Origin of the sequence: Streptacidiphilus jeojiensis, assembly GCF_042510965.1 — a bacterium.
GTDB lineage: Bacteria > Actinomycetota > Actinomycetes > Streptomycetales > Streptomycetaceae > Streptacidiphilus > Streptacidiphilus jeojiensis.
Map to the genome: position 1 here is coordinate 161,714 of NZ_JBEUKS010000004.1, position 19,810 is coordinate 181,523.

Annotated in this window: 21 protein-coding genes and 1 tRNA gene; 10 read left to right on the forward strand and 12 right to left on the reverse strand. The window is 66.7% G+C overall.

Annotation, left to right across the window (positions count from 1 at the left end; genetic code table 11):
* Nucleotides 1-101 precede the first annotated feature (101 nt).
* The 3 genes from ABUW04_RS13065 (at nucleotide 102) to ABUW04_RS13075 (ending at nucleotide 2,416) form a co-directional block, all read left to right on the forward strand.
* The gene (locus tag ABUW04_RS13065; protein ID WP_380564663.1) at nucleotides 102-857 is read left to right on the forward strand and encodes a DUF6928 family protein; all 756 of its coding nucleotides are present in this window, start codon (nucleotides 102-104) and stop codon (nucleotides 855-857) included.
* Between the two features lie 25 nt (nucleotides 858-882).
* Entirely contained in the window at nucleotides 883-1,413 is a 531-nt protein-coding gene (locus ABUW04_RS13070; protein ID WP_380564664.1) for a hypothetical protein, read from the forward strand.
* 61 nt (nucleotides 1,414-1,474) lie between these two features.
* Nucleotides 1,475-2,416: an ADP-ribosylglycohydrolase family protein gene (locus ABUW04_RS13075; RefSeq protein WP_380564665.1), complete on the forward strand. Its 942-nt coding sequence runs from the start codon at nucleotides 1,475-1,477 to the stop codon at nucleotides 2,414-2,416.
* Between the two features lie 97 nt (nucleotides 2,417-2,513).
* Here the strand turns inward: ABUW04_RS13075 and ABUW04_RS13080 are convergent, their stop codons facing one another.
* The 3 genes from ABUW04_RS13080 to ABUW04_RS13090 all read right to left on the reverse strand — a co-directional run bounded on the left by ABUW04_RS13080 (nucleotide 2,514) and on the right by ABUW04_RS13090 (nucleotide 5,600).
* Nucleotides 2,514-3,179 carry a nucleotidyl transferase AbiEii/AbiGii toxin family protein gene (locus tag ABUW04_RS13080; protein ID WP_380564666.1) on the reverse strand — a complete coding sequence of 222 codons (666 nt, stop codon included), beginning with the start codon at nucleotides 3,177-3,179 and terminating at the stop codon, nucleotides 2,514-2,516.
* Nucleotides 3,179-3,499 carry a hypothetical protein gene (locus ABUW04_RS13085; RefSeq protein WP_380564667.1) on the reverse strand — a complete coding sequence of 107 codons (321 nt, stop codon included), beginning with the start codon at nucleotides 3,497-3,499 and terminating at the stop codon, nucleotides 3,179-3,181. The genes ABUW04_RS13080 and ABUW04_RS13085 overlap by 1 nt, the downstream gene beginning before the upstream one ends.
* A 535-nt stretch (nucleotides 3,500-4,034) precedes the next feature.
* Nucleotides 4,035-5,600, reverse strand: a complete 1,566-nt coding sequence (locus ABUW04_RS13090) for a GmrSD restriction endonuclease domain-containing protein (RefSeq protein ID WP_380564668.1) — start codon at nucleotides 5,598-5,600, stop codon at nucleotides 4,035-4,037.
* 793 nt (nucleotides 5,601-6,393) lie between these two features.
* On the opposite strand from ABUW04_RS13090, the gene ABUW04_RS13095 reads away from it, so the two are divergent.
* Nucleotides 6,394-6,918 carry a DUF1877 family protein gene (locus tag ABUW04_RS13095; RefSeq protein WP_380564669.1) on the forward strand — a complete coding sequence of 175 codons (525 nt, stop codon included), beginning with the start codon at nucleotides 6,394-6,396 and terminating at the stop codon, nucleotides 6,916-6,918.
* A 99-nt stretch (nucleotides 6,919-7,017) separates the two neighbouring features.
* On the opposite strand, the gene ABUW04_RS13100 is transcribed toward ABUW04_RS13095, so the two are convergent.
* The 5 genes from ABUW04_RS13100 to ABUW04_RS13120 all read right to left on the reverse strand — a co-directional run bounded on the left by ABUW04_RS13100 (nucleotide 7,018) and on the right by ABUW04_RS13120 (nucleotide 9,122).
* Nucleotides 7,018-7,440 carry a hypothetical protein gene (locus ABUW04_RS13100; RefSeq protein ID WP_380564670.1) on the reverse strand — a complete coding sequence of 141 codons (423 nt, stop codon included), beginning with the start codon at nucleotides 7,438-7,440 and terminating at the stop codon, nucleotides 7,018-7,020.
* 102 nt (nucleotides 7,441-7,542) lie between these two features.
* A complete protein-coding gene (locus ABUW04_RS13105; protein WP_380564671.1) occupies nucleotides 7,543-7,896 on the reverse strand; it encodes a hypothetical protein in 354 nt (117 codons plus the stop codon).
* Nucleotides 7,893-8,243: a hypothetical protein gene (locus ABUW04_RS13110; RefSeq protein ID WP_380564672.1), complete on the reverse strand. Its 351-nt coding sequence runs from the start codon at nucleotides 8,241-8,243 to the stop codon at nucleotides 7,893-7,895. The genes ABUW04_RS13105 and ABUW04_RS13110 overlap by 4 nt, the downstream gene beginning before the upstream one ends.
* 119 nt (nucleotides 8,244-8,362) lie before the next feature.
* A complete protein-coding gene (locus ABUW04_RS13115; protein ID WP_380564673.1) occupies nucleotides 8,363-8,668 on the reverse strand; it encodes an ATP-binding protein in 306 nt (101 codons plus the stop codon).
* Between the two features lie 46 nt (nucleotides 8,669-8,714).
* Nucleotides 8,715-9,122: an NUDIX hydrolase gene (locus tag ABUW04_RS13120; protein ID WP_380565027.1), complete on the reverse strand. Its 408-nt coding sequence runs from the start codon at nucleotides 9,120-9,122 to the stop codon at nucleotides 8,715-8,717.
* A gap of 114 nt (nucleotides 9,123-9,236) precedes the next feature.
* Here ABUW04_RS13120 and ABUW04_RS13125 point away from each other — a divergent pair, with 114 nt between their 5' ends.
* Nucleotides 9,237-10,025: a GntR family transcriptional regulator gene (locus ABUW04_RS13125; RefSeq protein WP_380564674.1), complete on the forward strand. Its 789-nt coding sequence runs from the start codon at nucleotides 9,237-9,239 to the stop codon at nucleotides 10,023-10,025.
* Nucleotides 10,026-10,085: 60 nt separating this feature from the next.
* Here ABUW04_RS13125 and ABUW04_RS13130 read toward each other — a convergent pair.
* Nucleotides 10,086-10,159 (reverse strand) — tRNA-Gly (locus tag ABUW04_RS13130).
* Nucleotides 10,160-10,584: 425 nt separating this feature from the next.
* Between ABUW04_RS13130 and ABUW04_RS13135 the strand changes: the two genes are divergently transcribed.
* A complete protein-coding gene (locus tag ABUW04_RS13135; protein WP_037595346.1) occupies nucleotides 10,585-10,803 on the forward strand; it encodes a hypothetical protein in 219 nt (72 codons plus the stop codon).
* A gap of 80 nt (nucleotides 10,804-10,883) precedes the next feature.
* Complete coding sequence (gene dcd / locus ABUW04_RS13140; protein WP_030254213.1) at nucleotides 10,884-11,459, forward strand: dCTP deaminase; 576 nt, start codon at nucleotides 10,884-10,886, stop codon at nucleotides 11,457-11,459.
* Between the two features lie 24 nt (nucleotides 11,460-11,483).
* On the opposite strand, the gene ABUW04_RS13145 is transcribed toward dcd, so the two are convergent.
* The 3 genes from ABUW04_RS13145 to ABUW04_RS13155 form a co-directional block, all read right to left on the reverse strand.
* Nucleotides 11,484-12,344 (reverse strand): metal-dependent hydrolase, encoded by an 861-nt coding sequence (locus ABUW04_RS13145; protein ID WP_380564675.1) that lies wholly within the window; start codon nucleotides 12,342-12,344, stop codon nucleotides 11,484-11,486.
* A gap of 109 nt (nucleotides 12,345-12,453) precedes the next feature.
* Nucleotides 12,454-13,293 (reverse strand): Yip1 family protein, encoded by an 840-nt coding sequence (locus ABUW04_RS13150; protein WP_380564676.1) that lies wholly within the window; start codon nucleotides 13,291-13,293, stop codon nucleotides 12,454-12,456.
* A gap of 192 nt (nucleotides 13,294-13,485) precedes the next feature.
* Nucleotides 13,486-15,726 carry a (Fe-S)-binding protein gene (locus ABUW04_RS13155; protein ID WP_380564677.1) on the reverse strand — a complete coding sequence of 747 codons (2,241 nt, stop codon included), beginning with the start codon at nucleotides 15,724-15,726 and terminating at the stop codon, nucleotides 13,486-13,488.
* A 305-nt stretch (nucleotides 15,727-16,031) separates the two neighbouring features.
* Between ABUW04_RS13155 and dnaK the strand changes: the two genes are divergently transcribed.
* The 3 genes from dnaK (at nucleotide 16,032) to dnaJ (ending at nucleotide 19,807) form a co-directional block, all read left to right on the forward strand.
* Nucleotides 16,032-17,885 carry a molecular chaperone DnaK gene (gene dnaK / locus ABUW04_RS13160; RefSeq protein ID WP_030254221.1) on the forward strand — a complete coding sequence of 618 codons (1,854 nt, stop codon included), beginning with the start codon at nucleotides 16,032-16,034 and terminating at the stop codon, nucleotides 17,883-17,885.
* Nucleotides 17,882-18,508 carry a nucleotide exchange factor GrpE gene (gene grpE / locus ABUW04_RS13165; protein ID WP_030254222.1) on the forward strand — a complete coding sequence of 209 codons (627 nt, stop codon included), beginning with the start codon at nucleotides 17,882-17,884 and terminating at the stop codon, nucleotides 18,506-18,508. Before dnaK ends, grpE begins: the two co-directional genes overlap by 4 nt.
* Before the next feature lie 120 nt (nucleotides 18,509-18,628).
* Nucleotides 18,629-19,807, forward strand: coding sequence for a molecular chaperone DnaJ (gene dnaJ / locus ABUW04_RS13170; protein ID WP_380564678.1), 1,179 nt, complete (start codon nucleotides 18,629-18,631; stop codon nucleotides 19,805-19,807).
* Nucleotides 19,808-19,810 lie beyond the last annotated feature (3 nt).

Below are 19,810 nucleotides of genomic sequence, written 5' to 3' on the forward strand. Positions count from 1 at the left end.
GGGTCAATACGGAAGGGGCGCCCCTGGCTGTCAGCCCTACTCGATAGCTTGTGGCTAACACGTGCGGCTGCGCGTGAGTCTCCTGGGGGAAGGTGTAGTTCATGGGCGCGAAAACGGGGTTGCTGATCTATTCGCACGGTGCGGCGGCCGACGCCCTGCGGCGAGCGACAACGGTGGACGACCGCCGCACGGCCGAACTTCTTACCCGCGTCTACCCTGGCTGGGAAATTCAGTCCGCAGACAGCAGCACCCTCGGCGACGGGACCTACCCACCCGATGGAGTCTCCTACCTGGCCGCCTTTGAGGACGTGGAGGTCATCTGCGATCGCCAGTGGATGGACTACCTCCCGTCCGAGTTGCCCACTCACCTTGTCAAGGCGAGCGCCGGTCGGAGACTCGTCCTGCACGCCATGCACAGCGTGGTGGACGCACTCACCTTCGCGGCCTGGGAGGACGGCCGGCTCGTCCGTTCGCTCAGCCTGTCCCCCGACAGCGGAATCGTGGAGAACATCGGTACGCCTTACGCGTTCGAAGCGCCGTACTGGGCCGGTAAGCACCCGGTGGAACTCGATCCCGATTGGGAGGATGAGGAGCCGTATCCGTTGCCGTTCCATCCCCTCGAACTCGGCGAAGATGCCTTGCGCGCCTTGGCCGGATTCATCCTGGAGGGCTGGCCGCACCCAAACGACGTGGACCCGCACATCGTCCCACTGAACGGCTACCGGGTGACCGACCCCCACGCCCCCGATCCAGCAATGACGCGAGCCGCTCTCGAACGGGCCGTGAAATCCATGGGCCCACCTCGGATCCTCCGCTTCAATCCCGACGGCTCAATCATCACGTCCGACGGCACGTAGACCGCTGAACGGCTACCGTGCAGCCGTGACCAGCCCAACGCAGCCCCCACTGCTCTTCCTCGACGTCGACGGACCGCTCATCCCCTTCGGGGCGACACCGGAGCAACTCCCGGACGGGTATCCGATTTACCAGACCCCGCCCGAACTACGGGGCCTCAGCGCGAACCCACTCCTGGCCAGAATCGACCCGGCGCTCGGCCCGCTCCTGGCGGCTCTGCCGTATGAGCTGGTGTGGGCAACGACCTGGATGGCCGACGCCAACGAGTGCGTCGCGCCCCGGCTCGGACTGCCGCAGCTTCCGGTGGTGGACTGGCCAGACCCCTCGTACGACGACGAGTTTGGCGCACTGCACTGGAAGACGCGCCCGCTGCTGGCCTATGCAGCTGGCCGCCCGTTCGCCTGGGTGGACGACGAGATTACCGACGCGGACCGTGCCTGGGCAGCCGCCCGGCACCCCGGCCCCAGCCTGCTGCGACGCATCGACCCCAGCTGCGGCCTGCTGCCGGACGACTTCACCACGCTCGCCGCATGGGCCGCCACGCTCGGCCCACACTGATCACCGGCCCGTGTCAGAAACCCCCATGCCGTCCCCTGCCCACCGCATCTAGGCTGCCGCCATGGATCGCAACCAGCGGGTGACAGGTGCCGTCGTCGGCTCGGCGGTCGGTGACGCGCTCGGCGCGCCTTTTGAGTTCAGCAGGCAGCGCACCTTCTCCACCCGCTTCCCGCAACCGGACCCCGACAACGAGATGTGCGGAGGCGGCAGCTGGGAGCCTGGCGAGGCCACCGACGACACCCAGATGGCCGTCCACCTCGCTGAGTCCCTGCTCGAACGCGGCGGCCTGGACCTGCCGGACATCTTCGACCGCTTCCAGCGCTGGGCCACCGACGACCCCATGGACATCGGCCTCCAGACGGAGACCGTCCTCACCAGCGGTGACCCCTGGAACCTAGCCGCCGCCATCCACTTCCAGACCAACCACCTCGCCGCCGGCAACGGGTCCCTGATGCGGGCCACCACCTCCGCCGTCTACTTCGCCCGCGCCGGACAGCAGGCCACCATGGACGCGGCCCGCCGCATCGCCGCCCTCACCCACGGCGACCCCGCCGCCTGGGAAGGCACCGCGATCTTCCACGAACTCGTCAGGATCGCCCTGGACGGTGGCGACCCCCTCGCCGCCCTGCCCAGCCTCCTGCCCCTGGTCGACTCCGACCAGCGTGAGCGCTACGCCGCCGTCCTCGCCCCCGACTGGCACCCCGACCAGGCCACCGAGTTCAACGGCGCCGTCTGGCCCTGCCTCGGCTCCGCCGTCTGGGCCCTACGCACCACCACCACCTTCGACGCCGCCCTCCGCACCGCCGTGGACCTCGGCGGTGACACCGACACCGTCGCCGCTGTCACCGGCGGCCTCGCCGGAGCCGTCTATGGACTCCACGCGATACCCATGCCCTGGACCCGTCCGCTCCATCTCCTGCTACCGGGATCCGGCGGCCGGGAACTGGACTTCGCCGACCTGACAACTCTCGCCACACGCCTGGACCAGCATGCCTTCGAGTAGGCCAAGACGGCCTACTCGTAGAAGCAGCCCAGGCGACTGATCAACGGGCGGTTCACAAACGGGAGGAACGACGGCGTGCCGCAACGGTGTTGAGCCGCTACTCGGCATCCGTGCTGCTCTCCGACTGTTCGATCTGACCCTTCCAGTCTGCAAATCGCTGGCGGATGGCTTCCGCTTGATGGTCGTCGACACCGTAGGCGGCGAACTGCCGGTCGGTGTAGCGCCGGACACGGGCCAGCGCGTCAGCGAACATGGGCTGATCGAACCCAGCATCGTTCGCGGCGGCGAGTTCCATCAGGCGCTCGGTGGTGTATCCGCTGTCCAGCAGGCCATTGACGTCGATCGCATCACGGACCTCGGCCCTGCCGAAGAGCGCACTGGTCTTCCCAGCGGCCACGTCGTCCATGTGGAGTACCGGGCCCAAGTCGGACTGCACGGGCGGGTGATGCAAAAACTCCGCGACGAGTTCGACCTTGCTCTGAGCGCCCGAGGCCGGATCAATCACGTTCAACCGGGTGTAGGTCGCCACCTGTTGCGCAATCTCGACCAGGAATCCAGCAGCCTGGTACGCGGCAGTGACCCGCTCGACAGCCGCTGGCATCTCGCGTTCCGCCCGTTCGATCGGAGCGAAGAGATCGACATCGTCACTCATCCGATTGACGATCTGGTGGACCTGAACGGCGTAACCGCCTGCGAGCGCATATCCGTAGTCCTGAGCGAGGGCATCCAGCCCGACGCGGATGAGCCGATGATGAAGATCCACTACGCCGCTGCCCGCGACGTGGAGAGATCAGGAAACGCAGACTGCCAAAGGTTCCGGACCTGCACTGGCAGGAACAGATCGCGCCACACCCACCGCAGGACGCTCGCATTCAGGTAGGTATCGAGATCTGCCACTGTCTGCGCCTCGCGGATGACGCGCTCGTACATCAGCAAGACGTCTGCCACGTCCGTGAGGTCGTACTCGTAGTGTGGGCCCCAGTCGATGTGCCGAGGCAGGACGACCGTGCCGACCGTCGGCCCGCTCAGCTCAGCGAGAGACGTCGGCAACGCATAGGGCTTCGCCTCCGCGTACCTGCTCATACCTCCAGCATGACGCATCCCAGCCGGCGACGGCAGCGCACACCCTCGAATGCTTGGTGCCCGTTGAAGCTCCGGAGCTTCGCAGGTACCCGCTGATGACCCCGGCTGCCCGCTACTACTGGTATAGCAGTGGTGCGTCGGTTGAAATTGGTCTAGACAGCAAAGAACCCCAGGCCACTGGCCTGGGGGTTTGCGTGGAGCGGGTGACGAGAATCGAACTCGCGCTCTGAGCTTGGGAAGCATTGTCCGGGTGACCATGGAATACCAACCCTGACCTGCTCATTCAGCCCTTTGTGGCCGTCTGCCCCGGTGGTCGGACAACCCTCGGTTTCACCGTGGCTTACCGCCTGGGTCCGTCCGTTGGGGCACACGTGGGGCACGAAGCTTCTGATCGGGTCGAACCGCCAGCAGATCCATGAGGTGGCTACCCGGGCGGGCACGAAAGCCACAGAGTACGACCGAGGAGTCGATGGGCGCCAAGCTCCCGCGGCTGGGCCCGCCCCGCTTGTGCACTCCCAACATGGAACCAGCTGCCTCAGATCACCTCCTGGGCCTTGCCCACTAGAAGCCCGGCACGTTCCTTCAAGAAATCTTCTGCATTGTCGTTCCAAGTATTCTCAGGAAGGATTGCCCGGTCGCAGATTTCCTCGAATCGCCCGTCATCCATCCGCGCCTTATAGACACTCGGAGGCGCACCCCCGATGATCTTATTGTCGATCGCCGAGATGAAGGCGAAATTTGCCAAGGCATTTTCATTGATCTCCGGAGAATCTTTCAAGAATTCACGCGGGTAAATGTGGTGATATTCGCTGCGATTGTAGTCTCGAAGAACTTCATCCAATGCGACCGGCTGTCCTCCAACAAAACTGAGGGGGTTCTCGCGCGCTAGTAGTAGAATAAAAGTCTTGGTGTTCACGGTTCCAACATTCAGGGAGTTATCCAAAAAGAATTCTGGAGTCACCGAGCAGGCAAATTCGCCGAGCCGTGAATCATTTTCTGACGCGCGTAGCACGCCCATCTCTTCGATGTCGATCTTCAGATTTCGGAGCACGCCACTGCTGTATCGCCGCGCGAAACACGTCCGCCAGAACCATCTTTCGAGCATCTTGCGCTGATGACCTGTGCACTTGACTGACTTTGACCCCTCGACTGCGAAGAATACTGACAGTGGAACGAGGATCGTGCTAAATGGGATGCTCTTCAGGCTGGCAGCATGAAAGTTTCCCTTTACAAAGTCAATTGCACCCTCGATCCCGTTTCGAATTTCTTGGAATCGACTCCGAACCGTTGCGCCTCGAAGGCTCATCAAGGCAGCTGGACTAGCATCGTGAGCAATCACCGCCGCGCAGCACCGCAGCAGAAGATTCGGATCTTCGGACACTGAGTCGAAGCCAAAGGGGCGCAGCTCACTCGATAGAAGCTCGAACTGCTCGCGCAGATCAAACTCCTCACTCCACGACCACGCAGCCAGCAGCTGCAAAGCGTCCAAGGGAGTACCAAGTCTGTTCACACGCTCAAAAACAATGGCGACCTGGCTAGGCTCCTCGGTTTCGAACGTCTGCACCGGTAGCGACACTTGCAAAAACTTCTTCTGCATCTCATCAAGACGAAGTGCCGTACTCTCTTCGAGATTCCGAGTCTGCGCTCTATAGGCGGGGGCATCAAACAAGACATTCAATGGAAAATGGCGATTACTGTCGACCTCTTCGTCTTTCAATGCCAAAAACTGAGACTCCTGAGCGTCCTCCGGCGCACTGAGATCAAAGTAGATCGGCAGCCATCCCTCTACCTCCATCGGAGGAAGTGTTGTCTGAAACACTCCGAAGATTGACGTCAATCGCTGCTGTCCATCCAGTACGTAATCAATCGGATATTGTGGGTCTTTGGCAGGAAGTTCGTAGGGTCCGATCTTCCCTTCGGTTCTAAGTGGCTTCTTGGTACGCCAGAAGAGGAGACTCCCGTAGGGGTATCCTTTATATAGGGAATCCATCAGAAAAGCTACGCGGTCGGCATCCCAAACAAATCCACGCTGAAAAGCTGGGATTCTAATCCTGCCATTAACCAGGCCATTCATGGCATTTTCGATGCTAAGAGAATCCATAACAATGTCCTCCGCTATGAAGCTATCCAAATACCCGCAATGCCACCTACAGTACAGACCAGCATAGGGCCTACGGTCTTCGTGCGTACGCCCGATGAAGAAATACTGCCGCATCAACCGTAGAGAACTACTTCGACGCTCTGATCCCCGCGGTCGGTGGAGAGGATTTGGCGAGCGTCACGTCGGGACGGTGTCCGGCATGGGCTGTACAACTGCCCTAGCTTGCGCTGTCGGCTCCGCAGGACCCACTACGGCCTTGCTGTCATCCCGTCTGCCGTCGTCCCACACGTACGTGGAGCGGGCTTGCCTCCTGGTGTCCAGGTGGAGCGCCCAACTGGACGAACGACCTGGACACCAGGAGGCAAGGCTGCTCGGCTCTGCCTGGGACGACGGCAGACGGGATGACAGCCTCCCACCTCAGCCAAGATCGGACCTGTACTCGCCGACTGGACCGTGGCCATCCCGGAGTCGGAGCGCCCCCGCCGGAGGCAGCATCCTGACCCGACCGGTTGCCCTCTACTCCGGCCCCCGGGCAACCCTGGTCTAGCAACCCGGCGCGCGGTGCGGCCGGCGCGCCGGAGCGGGGCGGAGACAGGAGCGGCGGCGCGTCGGACGCGCCGCGCGCCCGGTGAGCGCGAGCGAGCCGGGTGCCTTGAACCCGTAGAGAAGGTTGTTACTCACGAGCCTCAACGTGCATGTCTGACCAATCGCCCGGGTGTCGGAGGGATCACTTACTCTTTCGCGCACACGGCACCAAGGGGCGCCGGGCAAGCAGCATTGGAGGAGTGTCGGGATGAGTGTGGACTTCTTCTGGCGACGTGTGCCGGGCAGAGCTCTGGATGAACTGTCGCCGAAGGAGCTGGGCGCGCTGGTGCCGCACTGGTTCGATGCGGAGTTCAAGCGTCTTCGTGAAACCACCATGGTCATGGGTGTCGAACGCAATGGCTACCTGATGCACTTCGCACTGACCGCCGGCGAGGCAGCCTCAGGCCGCGTCGCTCAACTGCCGGTCTTCGGAGGCGAACAACGGGCGGAGGGCAAGGAGGACCCCGAATACGGATGGGTGGGGACGGAACTGTGGGTGCTGCGCCCCAGCGACGTGCGAGAGGCTTCGGACTTCTTGAACCACGTCACGGTCGACGACCTGATCAGAGGCTTGGACGCTTTGCTGGCGCGAGAGGTCGAGTCCCTGGGCTTCTCCACGCCGTGGAGCCCGGAGTGGGCCGAGGAGCTGGCGGTGGACCTAAGCGAGCTGAGGAGCTTCTTCACCGCCGCCGCAGCCGCAGGCGACGCAATGGTCAAGTTCGAGTCGGCGTGACCTACTGGGTACGTTCGCTCGTACGTGGCTGAACACCTTCACCTGCACGCCGACAGCCACAACTGATATTCCATCAAAGTCACGGTTTGGACTGCACGTCTACGAGGTGACCATCAATGAAGCCTGCAACGCATCGAACATGTTGCAAAGTTCAGTGGTGTCGATCGGATTGATTTCCATCTGCAAGTGACACGCGTTGTCGTCGCCGTGGGGCGTCAGATACACGAGGAAGGCATATCCGTCCTCGACGGGCTCAGCGGTCAGCGTCAGCGGGTTGTTACGGCCGGAGGTAACGGCCGTCGAGAAGCGGAGGCCCGATGGATGACGCAGGTGGGACAACATCCGAGCGGCGAAGTCCGTGGCCTCTTCGACGCTGAGGTACGCGGGGAAGTCGGCCGTCATCCAGGAGCACCAATCGGCAGTGACCCGCCAGTTCTCCTCGTCGGTCTGATTGTCCCCGCCGGTCTGAACCAGCTCCACCCACGCGTCATCGTTGCCAAGGCGTATCCGCGGTGTCTTCATCGTCATCCTTCAGCATCTGTGTCTCCGGCTGATGATCCCATGGGGCGGATCTCTGAGGTCGGAAGTCACCGTACCTGGGGCTCGATCACCAATCTGGCGAACCTACGCGATCACCTGCTCCACCATCGGCAGGAAGACTGCGGGCTGCACTGTCCATCTGATGCGGGTATCTGCATAGCTGATGTCTACGGCACATGGCTGGTTGCGGCTCAGCGCTTCGATGTCGTCGACGTAACCCGAGCGGATCCAGCTCAATGCGCCTTCGACTGCATCGGGGTCAAGCGATAGGGCTACCGTCCTGGCCACTCCCCGAATCCAGCGGATGGCCTCACTGGCGGTGGCCGCTCTGAACGGGAACCCGGCGACAACGGCGGGGCGCCCTCCGGTGGCTGGGCTTTGCGTCCAGCACTCGCACCAGTAGCCAGGGTGGAGGGGCAGTGCGTCGGTTGAGTTCACTGGGTACTCCTGGTGGGGCGGGCCGACAGGATGTAGCGGGTGGTGTCCTCGCAGATCGAGAGGGTGTACATCTCGCCGCGAGCCAGGGCGAATAGCGCTTGCTCGTGCTCGGCACTGTCGCGGAGCCATTCATGCGCCGGCCGGGTCGCTGCGGCGTCGAGCTGGTCAAGGACGTGCTGTGTGCGGTGGCGGAGCCAGCGCAGGGCCAAGCGAGGAGTCGGCGTGCTGGTCGAGCCGAGCCAGAAGCTTCGGCTGTCGTGGAGCGAGTAGGCGAGTGCTTCGCACCAATAGCCGGTGCTGAGGGGCGATTCGCGTAACCAGTGGAGTCGGTCCAGCGTCAGGAGCACGGCAGACTCCCCGGGGCGGATCGCGGCATAACAAGCTCTGCTGTGACGGTCTGGCCATGCGAACTTGGGCGGACGTCGAGGTGCGTGGCCAGGAGGGAGACCATGTCCAGCCCTCGGCCCTACGTCGCCTCGGAACCGGGGTGCTTGATCTCCGGGCTGGTGTCGGACTTCCCGTCGTCAGTCACCGAGATCGCGAGTGCGTGCTTCGACAGGGCGAGAACCACGTGGAAGGCGCCGCTGGGCTCCCCGCTGGCGGTGTGGCGGAGGGCGTTGGTGCCGAGCTCGCTGACGATCAGTACAGCCTCGTCGACGTACGGCTGATCGCCCAGGATTTCGCGTACCCAGCGGCGGGCCCGAGCGATTTCCTCCGGAAATCCTGGGCAACTGAGCCCCCAGACCCGCAGACAACTCATATACTCGTCCATACAAGTTCCTTTATGCTGGTAGGCCACCATGGGTAGTGGGTTCGGGCTAGATGAGTTTGACGCCGTCGTGCGCTCGGACTGCGGGCGGCGATACTGCGTCCAGGGCGTCCAGGACGCGGATTGCGTATGCCTCATCGACGAGATCGGCGACCTCGTCGCGGGTGGCCCAGCGGAGGGCTCGGGTCTCGTCGCCGGTGGTCAGATCGCCGTCGATCGCTTCGCAGCGGAAGACCATGGCAATGATCAAGCGGGTCATGTTCTTGTACACACCGGTGAGGGTCGCCGGGAGTGCGATCTTGATGCCGGTCTCTTCGAGCACCTCGCGCTGCAGGGCATCGGGGATGGTCTCGCCCGGCTCCAACACACCGCCCGGCGGCTCCCAGTGACCGTTGTCCCGTCGCTGGACCAGAAGCGCGCGGCCCTGGCGGTCGACGATGACCCCGGCGACACTCACGGAGTGCGGGCGATCAGCTGCAGCGGTCACGTTGCTTGGTCCCCTCGAATAACTGGGCTCCCCCACCGTAGCAACTATGCTCAGCCACTCGTCTAGATATCTGCAGGAGACTCCATGCCGCCGCTCTCCTCCGGCCTGCTCGGTGCCCTGGACCCGACCAGTGACCGCGCTGTGTTCCGGCAGATCGCCGACCAGCTCCGTGAGGCAATCGACAAAGGGCGCTTTGCCGAGAGTGACAAGCTCCCCTCGGAGACCGAGTTGGTCGGGCACTACGGCGCATCGCGGATGACCGTCCGCAACGCGATCTCCATCCTGCAGGGAGAGGGGCTGGTCGTCTCCGAGCACGGGAAGGGCGTGTTCGTGCGTCCGCGTCCCCCGGTCCGGCGGCTTGCCTCGGACCGCTTCGCGCGCCGGCACCGCGAGCAGGGCAAGGCGGCCTTCACCGCAGAAGCGGAAGCCGCAGGGAGTCGTCCGGAGGTCGACGGCCTGGTCGTGCGCGAGGAGAAGCCCTCACCGGACATCGCCACACGCCTGGGCGGTGTGCGGAAAGTCCTGACCCGCCGGCGTCGATACCTGCTGGACGGGCGGCCGGTCGAGTTCGCCATCTCCTACCTCCCGCTCGACCTGGCGCGGAACACACCGATCGCCGAGGCCAACCCGGGCCCGGGCGGCATCTACGCCCGCCTCGAAGAACTCGGGCACCAACTGGACCACTTCGACGAGGAGATCCGGGCCCGGATGCCCACCCCCGACGAGGCGAAGACGCTGCGCCTGGCCGCCGGAGTGCCCGTGATCCACCTGATCCGCACCGCCTACGACACCGAGGGTCGCCCGGTGGAGGTCTGCGACACCCTCATGGCAGCGGACGCCTACGTCCTGGCCTACCAACTGCCCGCCACCTGACAGCCAGGCGCCGAACACGGACAACAAAGAACCCCCGGGCCGCTGGCCAGGGGGTTTGTGTGGAGCGGGTGACGAGAATCGAACTCGCGCTCTGAGCTTGGGAAGCTCATGTTCTACCATTAAACTACACCCGCGTGATCGGCCGTCAGGTAGGGCCGACGGCTTTACTCTACCCCATGGCCCCGGTCGGTCGCACCGACCGTGTGGGCGGGGTGGGATCTCTCGGAGACGGTCTCCTGCGGGGTGTCCGGACAGGGTCTCCCGCAAGCCCTCGGACGGGTGATGTTTTCGCGGCCGCGGCGTGGGTGCGGCGGGTGGTGGGGGAGGGGCGCTGCGGCGTACTGTGGCGGGCGGGTTCCGGGGTGGGTATCGAGGTGGTTTCCGGTCGGCGTGCCATGGGCTTGGATGTCCGGAACATCCCCTAATGTGACAACGCCGTCCCCGGGCGACGCAGTCGGTCGAACACCCCGGACCACCAGCGCAGCAGAGCGAGTTGGCCCTGGTCGGCCACCGCCCGCGCGGTTGGGCACGGCACGTCGTCCGATGGGGAAAGGAAGCAATGGAGCGCACAGTCGTCCGTTGTGCCGAGGGGCACCTGTTCAGCACCGCCACGTTCCCGCTGCAGAATCTCGGGCCCGGGAGACTCGGCCCAGGCCGGCTCATCCGGTGTCCCCTCTGCGCCAGACTGCGCAGCTCCGTACCGGCCGATCTCGGCACCCTCACGGGTGAGCAGATCCAGCAGGCGCTGCGGCGGGAGGCCGCCGAGTTCCTGGCCTGAGCGCCCCGAGGGAGCGCGATACGTCAAGCGGGCCCCCGCCGGATTGGGCGGGGGCCCGTCGGTGCACGTAACCTCGTGGCGTGCTGCTCTCAGACAAGGACATCCGGAACGAGATCGAGTCCGGTCGCGTGGTCATCGACCCGTACGACCCGGCCATGATCCAGCCGTCCAGTATCGACGTACGGCTCGACCGGTTCTTCCGGGTGTTCGAGAACCACAAGTACCCGCACATCGACCCCTCGGTCGAACAGCCGGACCTCACCAGGCTGGTGGAGCCGGACGGCGACGACGCCTTCATCCTGCACCCGGGTGAGTTCGTGCTGGCCTCGACCTACGAGGTGATCACGCTGCCCGACGACGTCGCCTCGCGGCTGGAGGGCAAGAGCTCGCTGGGACGGCTGGGGCTGCTCACGCACTCGACCGCCGGCTTCATCGACCCCGGCTTCAGCGGGCACGTGACCCTGGAGCTCTCCAATGTCGCCACGTTGCCGATCAAGCTCTACCCCGGGATGAAGATCGGGCAGCTGTGCCTGTTCCGGCTCAGCTCCCCCGCCGAGCACCCGTACGGCTCGGAGAAGTACGGCTCGCGCTACCAGGGGCAGCGCGGGCCGACGCCGTCACGCTCGTACCTGAACTTTCACCAGTCGAAGATCTGAGCGAGCAGCCCCCAGGGCCAGGCCTCAGCGGCGCTTCGGCGTGGTGACGGCTACCAGTTCGCTGCCGTCCTCGCTCAGGCGCAGCTCGGTGCTGAGCGCGGCCAGCTCGCCCAGGTGGTGCAGATGGGTGCCGCCGCAGAAGATCGAGGCGTTGCCCTCGGGCAGGTCGCAGGCCCAGCGGCGGCGGGCGGTGAGCTCGGGGCCCGGGGCCTCGACGCGGACCGGGGCGTCGGCGGCGACCCAGGCGGCCAGCCGGGCGTTCACGGCCTCGGTGAGCGCCGGGAGCTCGGCGGCGAGGTCGTCCGCGGTGAAGCCCTTCTTCCGCAGTGACTTGCCGATGCGGTAGGTGTCGGTGCTGGCGTCCACGTCCATCCGCGAGCTGTCCATCGCCAGGCTGTCGAAGTCGGGGTGGCCCAGGGCGTCGGTGCGGCCCGGGTCCTTGCGCCAGCGCGGGGCGAGGGCCTCGTTGAGGGCCAGCGCCAGCAGGTGGCAGCCGGTGTGCGCGGCGCTGAGCGCGGCCCGGCGCTCGGCGTCGACCCGCAGCTCGACCTCGGCGCCGACGGCCACCGGCTCGTCCGTGATGTGCACGACCAGCCAGGCCCAGCCCTCCTCGCCGCGCCGCACCGGGATGTCCGTGCCCAGCAGCAGGGTCCCCTCCGGGCCCACCGCACCGGTCACGCAGTCGCGGACGGCGACCCCGCGGAGGGTGCCGCTGTCGGCCGGCTGGTCGGGCCAGCTGTGGTCCAGCGGGTGGAACGGGGTCTCCGCGGTGACCACGGCGTAGCCGCCGGCGGGCAGCGGCTCGACGGAGAGGACGGTCGAGCGGCCTTCGACCGCCCCGGCCGGAAAGCTCACCTGGGTGGACGTGGTGACGGGGTGGGACATCGCGGTTCTCCTGGGACAGGGTAACGAGGCGCGGGTCAACAGCGCAGAGGTTAATGAGGCACAGGTCGATGGGGCGTACCCGCCCCATCCTGCCTGATCCCGGCGCCGGTCAGCTCAGTGTCGGCAGCTTGATCACGACCAGCAGCAGGATCAGCTGGATCGACGCCGCCCCCGCCGCCTTCGCCCACGGCAGGTCGTGCAGCTGCCGCACCATCGCCGTCAGCAGCCAGACGCAGTACAGCCAGGTCAACCAGCCCAGCAGCTGGACGAATCCGTTGTCCGACGGCAGGAACAGCGAGAACAGCAGCCTGGGCGCGTCGGTGGCAAAGGAGATGATCATGGCGAAGCCGATGGTGGGCGCCCAGGCGCCGTCCCCGCCCAGCCTGCGGCCGAGCACATGGGTGACCCCGCCGAACATCAGCCCGGCGATGATCATGCCGACCGCGCTGGACAGCACATAGGTCAGCGCCAGCGAGAAGGTCGAGTTCAGCACCGAGTCCCGGGTGTCCCCGAAGCCGAAGACCGCGAGCGCCCCGTAGACGGCCGAGACGATCAGCGCCACCGTCCACACCTGGTGCCCGCGCATCTGCGCGAAGGTGCGGTGCGGATGCCGGAAGATGCCGGCCAGCAGCGGGCGCCAGGCCAGCCGCGCGGCGCTGACCTGCGGATGCGCGGTACCGGCCCGGTAGGTGGTGACATGGGTGGTGCCGCCGCCGGACCCGTTCGTGTCGGCCATGCCGTTGCCGGCACCGGCACCGGCACCGGCCCCGGAAGCGTCGCCGGCACCGTAGTAGGACGGCTGCCCCGGCCCCCCGTCCGGGACCTGGACGGTGAACGCCCTGGTGTGCCCCGGCTGGTCGTCGTAGCGGTCCGGCTCAGGAGTGGGGGGCGGCGCCGCCGGCATCTGCCGGCCGCCGCCCCTGCCGAAGCTGAATCTGTTGCTGCGCACGTATGGACGGTACCCGCACAACGGCCGCTGTCCCCATCGCAGTGATCGACAGCGGCCGCTTGCAGCGCAGTTGTGACACCGTCACACCCGGGTGACACGCACCGGCGCACAGGCACGCACCCGGGTACGGGTCACGCGGCCCGGCAGACCCGGGCGGCCCGGCAGACGGACCGCCCGGCACCCGGCCACCGGTCAGGCGGACGGCACCGGCTCCTGGTCGTCCGCCGGGGCCGCGGGGGCCTCCGGGACGGCCTTGACCGAGTCCAGCAGCAGCTGGGCCACGTCCACCACCCGCAGGTTCTCCTTGGCCTGGCCCTCGCTCTTCTTGCCGTTGGCGCTGTCGGACAGCATCACCAGGCAGAACGGGCAGGCGGTGGAGATGATGTCGGGGTTGAGCGACAGCGCCTCGTCCACCCGCTCGGTGTTGATGCGCTTGCCGATCCGCTCCTCCATCCACATCCGCGCGCCGCCGGCGCCGCAGCAGAAGCCGCGCTCCTTGTGACGGTGCATCTCCTCGTTGCGCAGTCCGGGGACGGCCGCGATGATCTCGCGCGGCGGGGTGTAGACCTTGTTGTGCCGGCCCAGGTAGCAGGGGTCGTGATAGGTGATCAGACCCTCGACCGGGTTGACCGGGACCAGCTTGCCTTCGTCGATCAGGTGCTGCAGCAGCTGGGTGTGGTGGATGACCTCGAAGTGGCCGCCCAGTTGCGGGTACTCGTTGGCGATGGTGTTGAAGCAGTGCGGGCAGGTGGCCACGATGCGCTTGACCGGCGCGTCCTCCAGCACCGTGTTCAGCGTCTCCACGTTCTGCGCGCCGAGCATCTGGAACAGGAACTCGTTGCCCAGGCGGCGGGCCGAGTCACCGGTGCAGGACTCCTCCTTACCGAGGATGGCGAACTTCACGCCCGCGGTGTGCAGCAGCTCGGCGAAGGCCTTGGTGGTCTTCTTGGCCCGGTCCTCCAGGGCGCCAGCGCAGCCGACCCAGTAGAGGTACTCGACCTCGGCCGGATCGATGTCCTCGCCGATGACCGGGACCTCGATGCCGGTCTCCTTCTTCAGCTCCTTCACCCAGTCCAGCCGGGCCTTGGTGGCCATGCCCCACGGGTTGCCCTTGTTCTCCAGGTTCTTGAGCATGGTCCCGGCCTCGGTCGGGAAGGAGCTCTCGATCATCACCTGGTAGCGGCGCATGTCGACGATGTGGTCGATGTGCTCGATGTCCACCGGGCACTGCTCCACGCAGGCGCCGCAGGTGGTGCAGGACCACAGCACGTCCGGGTCGATGACCCCGTTCTCCTCGGCGGTGCCGATCAGCGGGCGCTCGGCCTCGGCCAGCGCCGCCGCCGGGACGTTCGCCAGCTGCTCCGCCGTGGCGGTCTCGTTGCCCTCGGCGTCCTTGCCGCCGCCCGCCAGCAGGTACGGGGCCTTGGCGTAGGCGTGCTCCCGCAGGTTCATGATCAGCAGCTTGGGAGACAGCGGCTTGCCGGTGTTCCAGGCCGGGCACTGCGACTGGCAGCGGCCGCACTCGGTACAGGTGGAGAAGTCCAACAGGCCCTTCCAGGAGAACTGCTCGACCTGGGAGACGCCGAAGACGGCGTCGTCGGCCGGGTCCTCGAAGTCGATCGGGGTGCCGCCGGAGGTCATCGGCAGCAGCTCGCCGAGGGCGACCTCGCCGCTCTCCTCGCGCTTGAAGTAGATGTTGAAGAAGGCCAGGAAGCGGTGCCAGGCCACGCCCATCGAGGGGTTGAGGCCGATGGTGATCGCCCAGGTGAAGGAGATCGTGATCTTCAGCATCGCGAAGAGGTAGATCAGGTTCTGCAGCGTCCCGGCGCTGAGCCCCTTGAACGCCAGCACGATCGGGTAGCTGACCGCGTAGGCCGCCTCGTAGTGGCCGACGCCGCCGAGCGCGCCCTCCAGGCCGCGCAGCATCAGGATGCAGATGCCGATGCCGAGGATCACGTACTCGACGAAGAACGCCTGCCAGGCGATCGACCCGGCGAAGCGGCTCTTGCGGCCGGCCCGGCCCGGCAGCGACAGCAGCCGGATCACGATCAGGGTGAGGATGCCGAGCGTGGTGAACAGCCCGACGACCTCCTCGAAGAGCTCGTACGGCCACCAGTTGCCGATGACCGGCAGCGCGAAGTCGGCCTTGAACAGCTGGCCGAACGCGGTCACCAGGGTGAGCACCAGGCAGAAGAAGCCGGTGGCCACGAACCAGTGGGCCACCCCGACCACGCCCCAGGTGGTCATCCGGGTGTGGCCGAGGAACTCCTTGGCCACCGTCTTCACGCGCTGCGCCGGGTTGCCGGTGCGCATCCCGGCCGGCACATCTGCGCCGAGCCTGACGAAGGTGTAGATGTAAAGGGCGGCTCGCGCGGCCAGCGCGGTACCGACCAGTGTCGTGACCAGTGAGATCACGATCGCGGCGAGCTGCATCGCTCCGTCTCCTAGGGCTGGCGTGAGGCTGCGTGGGCCGGTGGGTCGGCCTGGCGGCCATGACAGTTCCACTGAGTGTACCGGTCGGTAACTTAGCCGGGAACCGGCGGGGACCGGCGGGCACGGTCAGCGGGACCCTACCCCGCACGGCGAGTCCCCGTTCATATGCCGCCGGTCACATGAGGCCATTCGGTGTATGGGCTATATAAAGTTGAGTCCGCTCCACTCAGCTCTGTTGACGAAGCGAGATCCGCAAGGCATGCTTGAGTCCGTCAAGCTCAACTTCCCCTCTGGAGGGTTCCACGATGGCTCGTGCGGTCGGAATCGACCTCGGAACGACGAACTCTGTCGTCAGCGTCCTCGAAGGCGGTGAGCCCACCGTCATCACCAACGCCGAGGGCGCCCGGACCACACCGTCCGTCGTCGCCTTCGCCAAGAACGGCGAGGTCCTCGTAGGCGAGGTGGCCAAGCGCCAGGCGGTGACCAACGTCGACCGGACCATCAGGTCCGTGAAGCGTCACATGGGCACCGACTGGAAGGTGAACATCGACGGCAAGGACTTCACGCCGCAGCAGATGTCCGCCTTCATCCTGCAGAAGCTCAAGCGCGACGCCGAGGCGTACCTGGGCGAGAAGGTCGCGGACGCGGTCATCACCGTCCCGGCCTACTTCAACGACTCGGAGCGGCAGGCGACCAAGGAGGCCGGTGAGATCGCGGGCCTGAACGTCCTGCGCATCGTCAACGAGCCGACCGCCGCCGCCCTGGCCTACGGCCTGGACAAGGACGACCAGACGATCCTGGTGTTCGACCTCGGTGGTGGCACCTTCGACGTGTCGCTGCTGGAGATCGGCGACGGCGTCGTCGAGGTCAAGGCCACCAACGGCGACAACCACCTCGGTGGTGACGACTGGGACCAGCGGGTGATGGACCACCTGGTCAAGCAGTTCCAGAACGGCCACGGCGTCGACCTGTCCAAGGACAAGATGGCCCTGCAGCGTCTGCGTGAGGCTGCCGAGAAGGCCAAGATCGAGCTCTCGTCCTCGACCGAGACCACGATCAACCTGCCCTACATCACCGCCTCCGCCGAGGGCCCGCTGCACCTGGACGAGAAGCTCTCGCGCTCCCAGTTCCAGCAGCTGACCTCGGACCTGCTGGACCGCTGCAAGACCCCGTTCCACAACGTCATCAAGGACGCCGGCATCCAGCTGTCCGAGATCGACCACGTGGTCCTGGTCGGCGGTTCCACCCGGATGCCCGCCGTCGCCGAGCTGGTCCGCGACCTGACCGGCGGCAAGGAGCCCAACAAGGGCGTCAACCCGGACGAGGTCGTCGCCATCGGCGCGACCCTCCAGGCCGGCGTGCTCAAGGGCGAGGTCAAGGACGTCCTGCTGCTCGACGTCACCCCGCTGTCCCTCGGCATCGAGACCAAGGGCGGCATCATGACCAAGCTGATCGAGCGCAACACCACGATCCCGACCAAGCGCTCCGAGATCTTCACCACGGCCGAGGACAACCAGCCGTCCGTGCAGATCCAGGTCTACCAGGGCGAGCGCGAGATCGCGGCGTACAACAAGAAGCTCGGCATGTTCGAGCTGACCGGCCTGCCGCCGGCCCCCCGCGGCCTGCCGCAGATCGAGGTCACCTTCGACATCGACGCCAACGGCATCATGCACGTCTCCGCCAAGGACCTCGGTACCGGCAAGGAGCAGCGCATGGCCGTCACCGGCGGCTCGGCCCTCCCCAAGGAGGACATCGCGCGGATGATGCGCGAGGCCGAGGAGTTCGCCGAGGACGACCACAAGCGCCGCGAGGCCGCCGAGACCCGCAACACCGCCGAGCAGCTCGTCTACACGACCGAGAAGTTCGTCAAGGACAACGAGGACAAGGTCCCCGGCGAGGTCAAGGACGAGGTCGCGGCCGCGGTCGCCGAGCTGAAGGAAGCCCTCAAGGGCGAGGACAGCGCCGTGATCCGCGAGGCCACCGAGAAGCTCTCGGCCACCTCGCAGAAGCTCGGCCAGGCCCTCTACGCCCAGGCCGGCGAGGGTGCGGCCGCCGCCGGCGGCCCGACCGACGCCCCGCAGGACGCCGCCGCCGGTGACGACGACGTCGTGGACGCCGAGATCGTCGACGACGAGAAGCGCGAGGGCGGTGCGCAGTGACCGAGGAGAAGACGCAGGGCGACGAGAAGGAGCCCGGCGCCGACTCCGCCGCCAAGGCCGAGGAGGGCTCCGGGAACGACGGAGCCCCCGAGGCCGCAGCGTCGGGCGCTGAGGAGCTGGCCGAGGCACGCAAGGCGCTCGCCGAGCGCACCGCGGACCTGCAGCGGCTCCAGGCCGAGTACCAGAACTACCGCAAGCGGGTCGAGCGGGACCGGGTGACGGTGCGTGAGATCGCCGTCGCCGCGCTCCTGGAGAACCTGCTCCCGGTGCTGGACGACATCGGCCGGGCGCGCGAGCACGAGGAGTTGACGGGCGGCTTCAAGTCCGTGGGCGAGTCGCTGGAGACCGTGGTCTCCAAGCTCGGGCTGCAGCAGTTCGGGAAGCAGGGCGAGCCCTTCGACCCGCAGCTGCACGAGGCCCTGATGCACAGTTACTCGTCCGACGTCACCGAGACCACGTGCGTGCAGATCCTGCAGCCCGGGTACAAGATCGGTGAACGGATCATCCGGCCGGCGCGCGTCGCCGTGGCGGAGCCCGAGCCGGGCGGCTCGGGCGAGGCCGAGGGCGGCAGCACGGAGGCCGAGTCGGCCGGCGCCAAGGGCGACGGTGGCGACGAGGACTGAACCGGTGGCGCCCGTGGGACCGTATGCCGGAGCTTCCTGCTCCGGGGTGCGGTCCCACGGCACCATCCCCGACAGCGGTTTTTCCAAGAGTGCAATCTGTGAGGGAAGGAGGCGATTCCGTTGAGCAGCAAGGACTTCGTGGAGAAGGACTACTACAAGGTCCTCGGCGTGCCCAAGGACGCCACCCTCGCGGAGATCAAGAAGGCCTACCGCAAGCTGGCGCGGGAGTTCCACCCCGACGCCAACAAGGGCGACCGCAGTGCCGAGGAGCGCTTCAAGGAGATCTCCGAGGCCAATGACGTGCTGTCGGACCCCAAGCGGCGCAAGGAGTACGACGAGGCCCGGGCGCTGTTCGCGAACGGCGGCTTCCGTACCGGCGGCGGCGGGACCGGCGGCTTCGGCTTCGACTTCGGCGACCTCTTCAACGGTGGCCAGGGCGGCCAGTCCGGCACCTTCGGCGGCTCCGGGGGCGGCGGCGGGCTGGGTGACGTCTTCGGCGGCATCTTCAACCGCGGCAGCACCCGTACGGCCCAGCCGCGGCGCGGCGCGGACGTGGAGTCCGAGGTCACGCTGAGCTTCATGGAGGCCGTCGAGGGGACCACGGTCCCGCTCCGGATGACCAGTCAGGCCGCCTGCAAGACCTGCGCGGGGACCGGCGCCAAGGCCGGCACCACCCCCCGGGTCTGCCCGACCTGCGTCGGCACCGGCCACGTCCAGCGCGGCCAGGGCAGCTTCGCGCTGTCCGACCCGTGCCGGGACTGCAAGGGCCGCGGGCTGATCGTCGACGATCCCTGCGAGGTCTGCCACGGCAGCGGCCGCGCCACCTCGGCCCGCACCATGCAGGTGCGGATCCCGGCCGGCGTCGCCGACAACCAGCGGATCCGGCTCAAGGCCAAGGGCGCCCAGGGCGAGCGCGGCGGCCAGCCGGGCGACCTGTACGTCACCGTGCACGTCCAGGACCACCCGGTGTTCGGCCGCAAGGGCGACAACCTGACCGTCACCGTCCCGGTGAGCTTCCCCGAGGCGGCGCTGGGCGGGACCATCCGGGTACCGACCCTGGGCGGTCCTGCGGTCAGCCTCAAGATCCCCGCGGGTACCGGCAACGGCCGTACGATGCGGGCCCGCGGCAAGGGCGCGGTCCGCAAGGACGGCACCCGCGGCGACCTGCTGGTGACCGTGGAGGTCGCGGTTCCGCCGGAGACCGAGGGCGAGGCCCTGTCGGCCCTGGAGAAGTACCGCGAGGCCACGGCCGAGGACGACCCGAGAGCAGCACTGTTCAAGGCGGCAGAGGAGGCCTGAGGT